This is a genomic window from Psychromonas sp. KJ10-5, assembly GCF_055808325.1.
Map to the genome: position 1 here is coordinate 2,065,620 of NZ_CM147864.1, position 13,533 is coordinate 2,079,152.

Here is a 13,533-nt window from a genome sequence, read left to right on the forward strand (position 1 = left end):
CTACTCATTAGGTTTAATAGTAGTAACACAATCAACGACAACACGAATAATAGAAGGGACAATATCTACGTATTGTCCCTTTTTTATGTCTATTTTTGACGAGCTTATCGAGGCTTTTACCTAGTTAAACTGACTAACTATTTAATATCTTGCAAGATCAAAAAGGCCCGCGCTATTTTCAAAAATAACGCGGGCCTTTTTTAACACAATTATACCTATACCAACCACACTAATTAACTGATCTATTTTACTTGTTAAAATAACTTATTTCTTCGTTGTAATTTTCGTAAATAGGGCAACTATTAGAGAATTAACATCTTGTCGTTAATTCTCCAACAGACAATTAACCAAGTTAATCGTCTAAAGACTTAAATTACGTCTTGAACTAAGTCATTTCTCAGGCGCAAAATTTAAATCAATTATTCAATGTGATTAATACTATTCGCTAAATGGATTAACGCGGATAATTGTTTCGTTACGATCTGGACCAGTTGATATTAGATCCATAGGGATCCCAGTCAACTCTTCTAGACGTTTAATGTAAGCTTTTGCATTAGCAGGCAGTGCATCATAAGTAGTAACACCAAATGATACTTCAGACCAACCAGGCATTGATTCATAAACAGGAACAGCCTGCTCATAACCATCCGCACACATAGGTGGTACATCAACAACTTTACCGTCAGGCATAGTGTAACCAGTACAGATCTTAATTTCTTCTAACCCATCTAATACATCAAGCTTAGTTAAACAAAAACCAGTAATACTGTTTAACTGTACTGCACGTTTAATCGCAACTGCATCAAACCAACCTGTACGACGTAAACGACCTGTTGTAGCACCAAATTCATGGCCGACTGTGCCCATATGGTGACCAGCAGGGTCTAAGTGTTTAACCCCGTCGTAAAGCTCAGTCGGGAAAGGACCCGAACCAACACGTGTTGTGTAAGCTTTCACGATACCTAGTACGTAATCAAGATGTGTAGGACCAAAACCACTACCAGTAGCAACGCCACCAGCGGTTGTGTTTGATGATGTTACGTATGGGTATGTACCGTGGTCAATATCCAATAACGTACCTTGTGCACCTTCAAACAAGATAAGATCACCACGTAGACGTGCTTTATCAAGCTCATCTGTCACATCAATAACCATGCTAATTAATAGCGGAGCCATTTCAATCATTTGTGCTAATACATCTTCGTAACTTACTGGGTCAGTTTTATAGTAGTTAACTAATTGGAAGTTATGGAACTCCATTACTTCTTTAAGTTTAACGGCAAACTTCTCCATATTAAATAAGTCATCTACACGCAAACCACGACGTGCAACCTTATCTTCATAAGCTGGACCGATACCACGACCAGTTGTACCAATAGCTTTATTGCCACGTGCTTTTTCGCGCGCAACGTCTAATGCTACATGGTAAGGAAGAATTAGAGGACAACCTTCACTAATTGAAAGACGCTCTTTGGCTGGAATGCCTCGCTCAATAAGCATGTTCATTTCATTGAACAATGCATCAGGTGCTAATACCACACCATTACCGATGACACATTTTACGTTTTCACGCAGTATGCCTGATGGAATCAGATGAAGTACTGTTTTCTCTCCATCGATTACTAGTGTATGACCCGCATTGTGGCCGCCTTGATAGCGTACAACCCATTGCGCTTTGTCTGTAAGTAGATCAACTACTTTCCCTTTACCTTCATCACCCCATTGAGTGCCAAGAATTACTACATTTTTTCCCATCAGAATCACATATCTCTAGCGAATTGAGCGGGGATTTTAGCAAAGTTTAAACAGTTGGATCAATATCTTTGTGAGTTTATCGCGACATATATAATTTAAAATAAAAAAAAGGCCGATAAATCGGCCTTTTTACAATCACTTAGTATTTAATTTCGAACTATAAATAGTGAATATTATTTCTTATTGTTCATATATTTAAAGAAGTCTGAGTCAGGGCTTAATACCATTACGTCTTGTTTGTCTGCAAAGCTTTTTTGATAAGCTTGCATACTACGCATGAAGGCATAAAACTCAGCATCTTTAGCAAAGGCTTCTGAGTAAATTTTAGATGATGTTGCATCACCACGACCACGTATCTCAGCAGACTCTTTATTTGCTTGAGCTAGCATAATAGATACTTTACGGTCGATATTAGCGCGTATCACTTCAGATTTTTCTTGACCTTCTGAACGATGCTCTCTTGCAACAGCTTGTCGCTCGGCGCGCATACGCTTGTAAACACTATTACTCACACCATCCGGTAAATTAATTTTCTTGATGCGCACATCAACTACTTTAATACCTAACTCAGATGAACGTGCCATACGTTTCAATGCCGTTTCCATCACTTCACCACGTTTACCAGAGACAATATCTTTAATCGTATGTGAACCAATTTCATTACGCAGACCATTATTGATTTTACGCTTCAATAACGCTTCAGCTTGCATTTTATTACCACCAGTTGATAAGTAATAAACCGCTAAATCATCAATTTGCCACTTAACATAAGAATCAATGATTAAATCTTTTTTCTCTGATGTTACAAAGCGATCTGGTTGGTCATCTAGCGTTTGAATACGTGTATCCATAACACGAACAGTATCGATAAATGGCACTTTGAAGTGTAAACCAGGTGCATAAACCACTGGATTATTATCACTATCACGTTTTACTTTACTAAACTGTAAAACAATACCGTTTTGACCTTCAGAAACAACAAACGCGCTGCTAATGAAAGCTATAAACAAAATTGCTGGTAGTATTAATAATTTTTTCATTAGTAGTCTCTCCCCGTTGTACGGCTGCTACGCGAAGCTCTCTCATTAATTGCGGCACGCTCATCTAGGTCTGCTTTTTGATCTTCACGTGAACGTGTTTCGATCTCAGTTTCAACCGGTAAACGTGTTGTGTTGTTAGACTTATCCATCAATTTATCAAGCGGAAGGAAAGTTAAGTTACCACCTGCTTTGTTATCGATTAATACCTTAGATGCATTACCCAATACTTTCTCCATCGTTTCAATGTATAAACGTTGGCGAGTGACTTCAGGGTTAGCTTGGTACTCAGGTAGTAATTGATTAAATTTAGCAACTGCACCTTGCGCTTCTAAGATAATACCTTCTTCATATGAACGAGCTTGTTGTTCGATACGTTTAACTTGACCACGTGCAATTGGTTCTTTCTCTCGCTCATAAGCTTCAGCTTCACGTACAAAACGCTCTTCATCTTCTTGTGCAGCAATTGCATCATCAAAGGCATCTCTAACTTGTTCAGGTGGACGTGTTTGTTGTAAGTTCACGTCTAGAATTTGGATACCTAAGTGGTAGCTCTCAATAATTTTATTAAGCATCTCCCACGTTTCTTGACGAACCACTTCACGACCTGTTGTTAATGCATCATCCATAGTTGAATGACCAATAACAAAACGTAAAGAACTGTCTAACGCCTGTAATAAACTATTATCAGCATTAGTTACGCTGAATAGATATTTTTCAGGCTCAACGATTCGGTATTGAATTTCCATTGAAACTTGTACAATATTTTCATCTTCGGTCAACATAAAACCAGATGTAGGTAAGGTACGGAAGGCTTCAACGTTAATTGGAATAATTTGATCAACAAACTTTGGATTCCAATGTAAACCAGGTTCAACCTGTGAATGATAAGCACCAAAACGCAGTACAACACCACGGTCAGATTCTTTAATGGTATACCAACCACTGGCGAACCAAACAATAGCGATGATACTTAGTATGGCAATAGCAACAACCTTACCGCCATTACCACTGTTGCCACTAGAAGGACCTTGTGTAGATTTCTTTCCAAATAAGCCACCTAAAAATCCAGATATCTTTTGAAAAACAACGTCTAAGTCAGGAGGTCCCTGCTCATTCTTTTTATCGTTTTTGTTCCACGGGTCTTGATCTTTTTTATCATCTTTACCCGGTTCATTCCAAGCCATGTTAGCTCCTGATTTACTCATAAATTGAATTAATAAAATCTGTTTAATAATGAATCATTTAAAAGAATTTACCAAACACTTAAACTATTACTGCAATGTAACAATGTTCAGTCTAATAATAAAGCGCTTAATGACATATTAGGTCCAATCTTCTTTCTCTAACTCTGCCACTGTTTGATAATTATTATCCACTACAAATTGCTCTATGTAGTCACCTTCTTGCTTTATTAAACGTTGCCAATCGGTGTTATTCAAACGAATATCGATTACACAATTACCATTTTCTGCATAGCTTTCATTTTCAATACACTCTAATTGATAAAATAGAGCACGCAACTTGCCTTGAGCAGGTGGTATTGATAATTGTAATGAACGAATCTTACCCGATAATAAACTGCTTAAAGCATTAAACAATAGATCTACACCAATATTTTGCTGTGCTGATAACCAAACGCGAGTTGGCACACCTAAATCATCATAGTCTATTCTTGGTTCCGCTTCTTCTAGCGCATCAATTTTATTCATCACCATTAAATGAGGCACTTCACTAGCATCAATTTCTGCTAACACTTCTTCTACAGCTTCAACATTGGCCAAGTAGTTTTCATCAGAGCAATCCACTACATGTAACAACAGAGTTGCTTCACGTGTTTCTTGTAAGGTCGCCTTAAAAGCTGCCACTAAATCATGTGGTAAGTGGCGGATAAAGCCTACTGTATCAGCTAAAATACAAGTACCTACATCATCTACTGAAATTTTGCGTAATGTTGGGTCTAAGGTCGCAAATAGTTGGTCAGCAGCATACACTTTTGCTTCGGTAATTTGATTAAACAAAGTCGATTTTCCGGCATTGGTGTAACCCACCAGCGAAACCGTTGGCACTTCATTACGAAGACGAGCTCTACGGCCCTGCTCACGTTGTTTCGATACCTTGTTTAACCTTGATTTAATCGTTGTGATACGAGCGCTTAATAAACGTCTATCAGTTTCTAACTGAGTTTCACCAGGACCACGCATACCAACACCACCTTTTTGTTTATCAAGGTGACTCCAACCACGTACTAACCGGCTCGACATATAATGAAGTTGTGCAAGCTCAACTTGTAATTTACCTTCATAGGTGCGTGCGCGTTGTGCAAAAATATCCAGAATTAATGCAGTTCTATCTAACACTAAACACTCACACTTTTGCTCCATATTACGCAATTGTGCAGGTGATAATGCATGATTGAAGATAACAATATCAGCGCCCATGGTATGAACGGTATCTGCAATTTCTTGCGCTTTACCTGTACCAACAAAAAAACGTGCGTGAGGTGACTTACGAGGACCTGTTACTGTGGCAACAGGTGTAACACCGGCAGAGCTAACTAACAACTTTAGTTCATCAATATCTTCTTTATTATTTTCATCTGTAAAAGAGACATGAACTAAAACAGCCTGTTCACCGGCTTCATAACGATCAAACAAATAATTCTCCAATATAATAAGTAAAGATAATAGGTGGTGCTTAATGACGAGATTTCAAGACTAAACATCAAATTTAATCCTATCACAGCTGTCAGATGAATATACTGTATAGATTAGAAAAGAGACCACTATTAAATAAAAAAATGGCCTGCATTAAGCAAGCCATTTTATTTATAATAGGATAATTCCCATTTCATTAAATAAGTACACTATTCTTCGTGAGTGATACTTGGTAATGCTCTACTAGGTACTACAGTAGAAATTGCATGTTTATATACCATTTGACTAACAGTATTTTTTAATAAAATGACAAATTGATCAAAGGACTCTATTTGCCCTTGTAGCTTTATTCCATTTACTAAATAAATTGCGACAGGGATTCGTTCTTTACGCAAGGTATTTAGGAAAGGATCCTGAAGTGATTGTCCTTTTGCCATTAGCGATTCCTTAAGTGTTCTTTATTATTATAATCAAATATAAGTATAACTAAGGAATAGAAAAAAACCGACTGAAAACGTAAAATTTTGATCCGTACCTCCTTCTATCCTCTTGTAATTTAAATAACTAACGATTTGCACTAGATTTGGACGCTTATAAAACACCTTTAATTTTTTCAAAGTTATCTAGATCGGCACTTTCTAACCAATGGATATTTTGTTTCCAACCTCTTAACCAGGTCATTTGTCGTTTAGCTAGTTGGCGAGTCGCAACGACACCTCGGAAACGCATCTCTTCATAATCCATTTTTCCTTCTATATATTCCCACATTTGACGATAGCCAACACAGCGCATGGAAGGTAAATCTAAATGTAGGTCGCCACGTTCATACAAGGCTCTGACCTCTTCCTCAAAACCACCAGCTAACATCAGATCAAAACGACGCTCTATACGTTCATGTAACACTGCTTTTTCAGATGGCGCTATCGCAAATTGTTGTACATCAAACGGGATTGGATCACTTTTTACTTCGGTCAGCTCCGTCATGCTTTTACCTGTAATACGGTACACTTCAATGGCACGAGCCAATCGTTGTGGGTCGTTAACATGAATACGCTTCGCAGAAACGGGATCTATCTGTTGAAGCTCTTCGTGTAGTGCTTGCCAACTGCTTTCATTAACTTGCTTTTCTATTGCTGCCCGTACTATTGGATCTGCGCTCGGTAAAGGTGATAAACCTTCTACTAAGGCCTTATAATACAACATGGTACCGCCTACTAATAAAGGCGTATTACCTCTAGCAACAATCTCATTCATTAAATGCAATGCATCATCACGAAAATTGCCCGCGGAATAACTCTCTGTAGGGTCAATAATATCAACTAACATGTGAGGAGCTAAAGCTTGCTCTTCTGCACTTGGTTTGGCTGTACCAATATCCATCTGTTTATAAATAAGTGCAGAATCCACACTAATGATTTCACAGCGACATTGTTGAGCCAGTTTGATCGCTAAATCTGTTTTACCTGAGGCAGTTGGCCCCATTAAAAAAATCGCTTTTGGAAAGGCGCTGGTAATGGTGTCGGTCATTCTATTGAATACCCTGTAATAATAATGACAAATTAGGTTGTTTAAAGCAGCTTTGTAGTGCTTCCTCTGACAAACTGCTTAATGCTTCAAGTAAAGGATTTATCTCTGTTGCAGAAAACGCTTTTTCAGACTCTTGAGCTACTAATAAGTGGCTGAGTTGATCACATAATTGCTTCACTTGTTGCTCGCTATTTTGGTTTTCTACTTGGCTATCTACCTGGTTGGATGAATCGAATAGCTGCGGTAAAATAGTCGCAATCGGAGCATGTCTAAAAGCGGCAGGCACTTGACTAACAATCACAAACTGCGATTGAAATTTATAAGTGAAACCTAAGCGAGCTAATAATGTGCTAGCTTGCTCTGCTACAATTAACATCTCAGCATTCAATTTAAAGCGTACTGGCAACAATAAAGGTTGTGAAATCACTTCACCATCTTGCCAAGCATTGAATAGCTGAGCAGACACGCTATTTTTATGCACTTTAGACAGTGACATGATCAATAAACCATTCGATGTTAATGCACTTAATGAAGCAGCAATAGGTTGAATCAGCAAATGCTCTTGATCAATCACACTGACTAATTTAGCCATTGCGGAAGAACTTTGTGTACTCGTTGTATTACTGGGTAACGCAATATCCTGCTGGAACGCTTCCGCCACAAAATCACAATAAGCACCAACTTGTTGATGGTCTAATTGTGGGCGGGCTGGCATCGCAGAATAACCACCAGAAGTACCAGAATACTCACCACGACGAGGGCTCGCTTCGCTGTTCGAAGCTTGATTGTAATCACCGGACTGCCCGCCGGATAACTGACTTGGTGGTTGGTAAGCATGCTCTGCTACGCGGGGTTGCTCAGTAGCTTGCTGCGCTTCAACATCATGACTTAATAATGAGCTATCACTCAAAGTTGAGTTTAGCGTGCTACTGATAAAGTCATGCACCCAGCGAGCTTGATGGAATCGTACTTCATGTTTAGCAGGATGCACATTGACATCCACCTCTTTAGCATCACATTCAATGTAAATAATATAACCAGGAAACATGCCCTGTGGAATAAAGTGTGCAAACACTTGTTTAATCGCATGATTCACTAATTTGTCTCGAATCATGCGTCCGTTGATATAACAATATTGCACATCAGCTAATGGACGAGGAGATAAACGATCCGATACCCAACCGGATATCTTCAAAGCTTGGTCTGCATGTTCAAAAAACACCGCATGTTGAATAAACTGCTCGCTGCAAATAGCTGCAATACGTTTTTCCTGCTGTACCTGTTCTGGCGCAGCTCTGTACTGCCTTACGATTTTTCTATTATGTTTGAGAGTGAGCGCAATATCAAAGCGACTCAATGCAATACGCTTGATTAACTCGTCTATATGTTGAAATTCAGTTTTTTCTGTTTTTAAAAAGCGACGTCGAGCAGGTGTATTAAAGAACAGATCCAACACCTCAACAGTTGTCCCTTGCGGATGAGCGGCAGGCTGTACATTAACTTGCATATCTCTGCCTTCAGCAACGGCTTGCCATGCTTGCTCTTGGTCCGCAGGTTTAGAGGTAAAAGTCAATCGAGAAACAGAGCTTACACTGGCTAATGCCTCACCTCTAAAACCTAAACTGACAATCGCCTCTAAGTCATCAAGATGGCTTATTTTACTGGTAGCATGGCGGCTTAATGCAAGTGTCAATTGATCTTTACTGACACCTTTACCGTTATCTTTAATGCGCATGCACTTAGCACCACCCTGCTCTATTTCTATTTCAATACGGGTGGCGCCAGCATCTAAACTGTTTTCCACTAACTCTTTAACCACAGAAGCAGGACGCTCTACCACTTCACCAGCCGCAATTTGGTTAGCTAAACGTGCAGGTAATATCTGAATTGACATGATAATAGACTCGTTAAACTAGCTCACAGGAATTGTTAACACTTGGCCAACAGCCAATGATTTACTACGTAAATTATTAGTCGAAATAATTGCACTGGTAGTTGTACCATAACGCTGTGCAATTACCGACAATGACTCTCCACTGCGCACTTTATGTTGTGTTTTTTGCGCGCTAGCCGTTGGTATTTTTAAACGTTGACCAATATTTAATGAATTTGAACGTAAGCCATTAAACTGTTTTAACTGTTGTGTAGACACGCCGTATCGGCTTGCAATCACTGACAAAGATTGGCCTTTTTCCACGGTATGTGTTGATGGTCGAACCGGTGCGCTGTAATTTTTACTTGGAATTTTCAGTACTTGGCCTACAGACAAACGTGTCGAACTTAACTGGTTATAAGCTTGAAACTGTTGAGCGCTTCTATCATAGCGTTGCGCAATTACAGACAATGACTCACCACGCTCTACTTTATGCTCTGTTGGCTCCTCTACTTTCACTACAGGTGCTTGATAGTTTGAACTCCCCGCCCCAGGTATTTTAATCTTTTGACCAACACGTAAAGAGGTCGATTTAAGATTATTATAACTTTTTAAAGTCGATGTACTGGTACCATACTTTTTAGCAATGACGGATAAAAACTCACCTTTTTTAACCACATGAAGGCGTCTAGGTTCAGCTTGTACTTGCCCGCCTGGTACTTTCAATTTTTGCCCAACAAAGACACCACTAGATTTTAAATTATTCGCTTGTTTAAGGTGGGTAATATTCGTCGCATACTTTTCAGCAATAACCGATAAAGAGTCACCTGATTTCACCGTATAAATCTGACTTTTTATTTGCGGTTTTATTTCCGGTGCTGGTGCTTTCGGAGCCACCTTTTTCTCCACAACACGTGTCTTTGTTGTTTCGGTGTAAGCACCAGGTATTTTAAGACGTTGCCCGACGCGTAATGTAGTTGAGGTTAGCTTGTTATATGAGGTTAACTGTTTAATACTTTTATTATATTTTTTAGCAATGGCTGATAGATACTCGCCACGAACAACGGTATGAACGACAGGTGTTTTAACCACTACTGTTTGTGTATTCGATGCTGCATTACCCGCACCAGGAATAGCAATTTTTTGTCCCACCGATAGTGTGGTATTTGATAAGTTATTATAAGCCACTAATTGCGCAGTAGTTTTACCGTATCTACTAGCAATTACTGATAAAGACTCACCTCGTTTAACTATATGGGTTGTCGCTTTTTGCACTGAAGTAACACGAGGTTCAGGTTCAACTACAACCTGATAATTCTCTGGAATACTTAATACTTGTCCAATTTTTAAAGAACTAGATGTTAAATGATTAAAGCTTTTGAGTTTTGCCGCACTCACACTGTAGCGCTTAGAAAGAATTGATAGCGACTCACCACTTCGCACCGTATGTTTAGTCGCATGTTTTTTCTGAGCAAACAAAGTCCCTTGAGGTGGTTTTAAACTAAAGTGTTTGTAAATCCCTTTAAACACTGCATTCGCTATTTTAGCTTGAAACTCAGCTTGGTTAAGTAAACGTTCTTCAGTTGGATTAGTAATAAACCCAGCCTCCACCAAGATAGAAGGAATATCAGGTGATTTTAATACTGCAAGACTGGCATGCACAGGCTCTTTTTTATGCATGGTAGTAACTTTAGATAGCTCACTTGTCACTAAGCTACCAATGTTATAACCCACCCCCATGGTATTCCCCATGGACATATCCAAGAGCATTTTATTCAAGAATGGCACACTGTCTGAGTCTTGGATTAAATCTCCCGCACCACCTAATAACTGAGATTGCGCTTCATTTTTTTCCATCCAACGACCTAACTCAGTGGTCGCTCGACGATTAGATAATACCCAAACAGACGCACCTTTAGGGCGACTAGAAGTAAAACCATCGGCATGGATAGACACTAAAAAGTCTGCTTTACCTTTACGTGCAATTTCAGAACGTTTGTTTAAGTTAACAAAATAATCACCAGTTCTGATCAAAAATGATTGCATACCACGTTGTGCATCAATAGTGTTTTTTAAGCGTTTAGCAATTTGTAGTGTGACTTTTTTCTCGTAACTATATTTACCCAAAGCCCCCGGATCATCACCACCATGACCAGCATCTATCGCGACGATAATGTTACGGCCATTAGGCGTTGCCGCTATTTTAGTGGGAACCTTGGTAGCAATTGTTGGTAAATCAATGACTAAACGGTGCCCATAGGGCTTTGCTGGCGGTAAGCTGAAAATTCTTGCTTTACTCGCAGTGGTTAAATCAATCACCAATCGAAAAGTATTCGCTTTTGCTGTTTTACTTTCGCGAATGCGAGTGATCAACTTACCTTTATTAGTAATCGCATTTAAGTTCGCTTTATTAAGCGTTCCAGTTAAATCAATCACTAAACGATCCGGTTTAGTCAGATAATGGGTTTCGTATTGAGGTTTATTGGCGAGATCAAGTACAACCCGAGTATTGTCAGGAGAAGGCCAGGTACGTACACCTTTTAGTTCATTTTGAGCCGCAGCTACACTTAAACTAATGCATTGCATCATCAGGAAAGCGCAAAGCAAACTAACCTTACTAGATAACAGAGGCTTTAATAACATCACTGGATTGTACTTATTCATCATAAATTCTTTAATACTCTTAAGCCATTATCGGTATTTGCTTGTAACGTAATTTCACGCTGCTCACCAACATAAACGATGGTTAAATCTATATCTGGGTTAGGTAAAAAACCAACACCACGCTCAGGCCATTCCACTAAACAATGACTAGTTTCACCAAAATAATCTCGGATCCCCATAAACTCTAACTCTTCAGGGTCTGATAAACGATAAAGGTCAAAATGATAAACCTGCCAGTCAGCTAATTCATAAGGTTCAACTAACGTATAAGTCGGACTTTTTACATTACCAACATGCCCTAACCCCTGAATAAAACCACGTGTTAAGGTGGTTTTACCTGCACCAAGGTCACCGTGTAGATAAATACACGTAGCAGTTTCACAAGCTTTACTTAAACGGTTACCAAATTGAACAGTTTGTTCAGCATCCAGTAACTTTTCTTTTAATAGATTCGACATTGAGATTTATTCATTCCGGTCTTGAGTTGAGTATATTGACAGCTAAATTCTTTAAATAGCATGAAAAACAATCTGAAATTGCGCTATTAATGAAGATAATAACAGAAAGCAGATACTTCACACTAGTGCTAGCCTAGTGCACAGCATAAACAATCACTCCAGAAAGTAAATTAATTACCTCTAGCCGAGCTAAGAGAAACACTCATGTTTAGTAAGTTATGCTAAACTAATGGCCTAGAAAACAGCTAAAAATAGACTTCTCACAACGAAATGCATAACAAATGACAAAAAATCAAAAATCAGAAGTATTACAAACAGATCCCAAAACTCCACTGTCATCGACTGCGTTAAGTGCGTTAGCTGAAAATATAAAAGCCTGGGGAAAAGCATTAGGGTTTCAAGCTGTTGGTATCAGTGATGTTGATTTAAAAGATCAAGAAGCAAATTTACAAGCTTGGTTAGATAACCAATACCATGGTGAAATGGATTACATGGAAAAGCACGGAATGATGCGCGCTCGTCCAGATGAACTTTTACCTGGCACCTTGCGCGTTATTTCCGTCAGAATGGATTATTTACCTGACGATGCACAATTTGCTGCTAATTTAGAAGACAAAGATCTCGCGTATATAAGTCGTTATGCATTAGGCAGGGATTACCATAAAGTACTGCGCAAACGCTTGAAGCAGTTGGGTGATAAGATAAAAAATGAAGTTGGCGAGTTAGGCTTTCGTCCTTTTGTTGATAGTGCACCTATTTTAGAGCGCCCGCTTGCTGAAAAAGCAGGTTTAGGCTGGGTAGGTAAGCATTCATTATTATTAGATAAAGACTCAGGCTCTTGGTTTTTTCTTGGCGAACTATTAATTGATCTTGCTTTGCCCGTTGATCAAGCACAACAAAATCAGTGTGGTCAATGTGTTGCCTGTATCAAGATCTGTCCCACACAAGCAATAGTTGCACCTTATGTCGTGGATGGACGACGTTGTATCTCTTATTTAACCATTGAGCTACAAGGTGCAATTCCTAGCGAATTTCGTAAAGCAATCGGTAATCGTATTTACGGCTGTGATGATTGCCAATTAATTTGTCCATGGAACCGTTTTGCAGAAACCACTCAAGAGTCAGATTACCAAGCCAAAGACTTTTTACAAAACCAGTCACTACTCAGTTTATTTGCTTGGTCTGAAACAACCTTTTTAAAAAATACTGAAGGTTCTCCGATACGACGTATTGGTTATCAGCGGTGGCTAAGAAATATCGCCGTTGCGCTAGGTAATGCACCAAGTAGTATTGATGTAATTACTAGTTTGCAAAATAAACTAACCGAAAGCGAAGATGAACTAGTCAATGAGCATATTGAATGGGCACTTACCGAGCAACAACAAAAATTGCCAATCAATATAGACAGATTAAACCAGCGCTTAATTAAAGCCGTAAAAAAAGGCTTACCTAGAGATGCTTAAAAATAAATAATCTCAATTAAGGATAAGCAAAATGATACAACACTATTCCCGCGGATTTCTGCGTTATAATAATTATTAACCAAAGTGTAGATAAAGTAA

9 protein-coding genes and 2 pseudogenes are annotated in these 13,533 nt (G+C 38.9%); 1 reads left to right on the top strand and 10 read right to left on the bottom strand.

All coding sequences use genetic code 11. The features are described from left to right. Positions 1-438 precede the first annotated feature (438 nt). The 10 genes and pseudogenes from AC0L3W_RS09145 to tsaE form a co-directional block, all read right to left on the bottom strand. On the bottom strand, positions 439-1,755 hold the full coding sequence (locus AC0L3W_RS09145; RefSeq protein ID WP_409439098.1) for an adenylosuccinate synthase: 1,317 nt from the start codon (positions 1,753-1,755) through the stop codon (positions 439-441). Positions 1,756-1,928: 173 nt separating this feature from the next. Next, positions 1,929-2,795, bottom strand: a complete 867-nt coding sequence (gene hflC, locus AC0L3W_RS09150; RefSeq protein ID WP_409439097.1) for a protease modulator HflC — start codon at positions 2,793-2,795, stop codon at positions 1,929-1,931. Further along, positions 2,795-3,979: an FtsH protease activity modulator HflK gene (hflK, locus tag AC0L3W_RS09155; protein ID WP_409439096.1), complete on the bottom strand. Its 1,185-nt coding sequence runs from the start codon at positions 3,977-3,979 to the stop codon at positions 2,795-2,797. The genes hflC and hflK overlap by 1 nt, the downstream gene beginning before the upstream one ends. A gap of 138 nt (positions 3,980-4,117) precedes the next feature. Beyond that, entirely contained in the window at positions 4,118-5,449 is a 1,332-nt protein-coding gene (hflX, locus tag AC0L3W_RS09160; protein ID WP_409439095.1) for a ribosome rescue GTPase HflX, read from the bottom strand. 209 nt (positions 5,450-5,658) lie between these two features. Beyond that, complete coding sequence (hfq, locus tag AC0L3W_RS09165) at positions 5,659-5,886, bottom strand: RNA chaperone Hfq (protein ID WP_113818168.1); 228 nt, start codon at positions 5,884-5,886, stop codon at positions 5,659-5,661. Positions 5,887-6,040: 154 nt separating this feature from the next. Then, the gene (miaA, locus tag AC0L3W_RS09170; RefSeq protein WP_409439094.1) at positions 6,041-6,976 is read right to left on the bottom strand and encodes a tRNA (adenosine(37)-N6)-dimethylallyltransferase MiaA; all 936 of its coding nucleotides are present in this window, start codon (positions 6,974-6,976) and stop codon (positions 6,041-6,043) included. A 1-nt stretch (position 6,977) separates the two neighbouring features. Then, entirely contained in the window at positions 6,978-8,870 is a 1,893-nt protein-coding gene (mutL, locus tag AC0L3W_RS09175) for a DNA mismatch repair endonuclease MutL (RefSeq protein WP_409439093.1), read from the bottom strand. A gap of 18 nt (positions 8,871-8,888) precedes the next feature. Further along, positions 8,889-9,173, bottom strand: a pseudogene (locus tag AC0L3W_RS09180) (LysM peptidoglycan-binding domain-containing protein); the annotation flags it as partial. 990 nt (positions 9,174-10,163) lie between these two features. Beyond that, positions 10,164-11,438: pseudogene (locus tag AC0L3W_RS09185) on the bottom strand (N-acetylmuramoyl-L-alanine amidase); the annotation flags it as partial. A gap of 74 nt (positions 11,439-11,512) precedes the next feature. Next, a complete protein-coding gene (tsaE, locus tag AC0L3W_RS09190) occupies positions 11,513-11,971 on the bottom strand; it encodes a tRNA (adenosine(37)-N6)-threonylcarbamoyltransferase complex ATPase subunit type 1 TsaE (RefSeq protein ID WP_409439092.1) in 459 nt (152 codons plus the stop codon). A 281-nt stretch (positions 11,972-12,252) separates the two neighbouring features. Between tsaE and queG the strand changes: the two genes are divergently transcribed. Then, positions 12,253-13,434, top strand: coding sequence for a tRNA epoxyqueuosine(34) reductase QueG (queG, locus tag AC0L3W_RS09195; protein WP_290040359.1), 1,182 nt, complete (start codon positions 12,253-12,255; stop codon positions 13,432-13,434). Positions 13,435-13,533: the final 99 nt, after the last annotated feature.

Coding starts and splice junctions, on each gene's coding strand:
- tsaE (WP_409439092.1), bottom strand. CDS start 11,971: ATGTCGAATCTATTAAAAGAAAAGTTACTGGATGCTGAACAAACTGTT.
- hflC (WP_409439097.1), bottom strand. CDS start 2,795: ATGAAAAAATTATTAATACTACCAGCAATTTTGTTTATAGCTTTCATT.
- mutL (WP_409439093.1), bottom strand. CDS start 8,870: ATGTCAATTCAGATATTACCTGCACGTTTAGCTAACCAAATTGCGGCT.
- hfq (WP_113818168.1), bottom strand. CDS start 5,886: ATGGCAAAAGGACAATCACTTCAGGATCCTTTCCTAAATACCTTGCGT.
- hflK (WP_409439096.1), bottom strand. CDS start 3,979: ATGGCTTGGAATGAACCGGGTAAAGATGATAAAAAAGATCAAGACCCG.
- miaA (WP_409439094.1), bottom strand. CDS start 6,976: ATGACCGACACCATTACCAGCGCCTTTCCAAAAGCGATTTTTTTAATG.
- AC0L3W_RS09145 (WP_409439098.1), bottom strand. CDS start 1,755: ATGGGAAAAAATGTAGTAATTCTTGGCACTCAATGGGGTGATGAAGGT.
- queG (WP_290040359.1), top strand. CDS start 12,253: ATGACAAAAAATCAAAAATCAGAAGTATTACAAACAGATCCCAAAACT.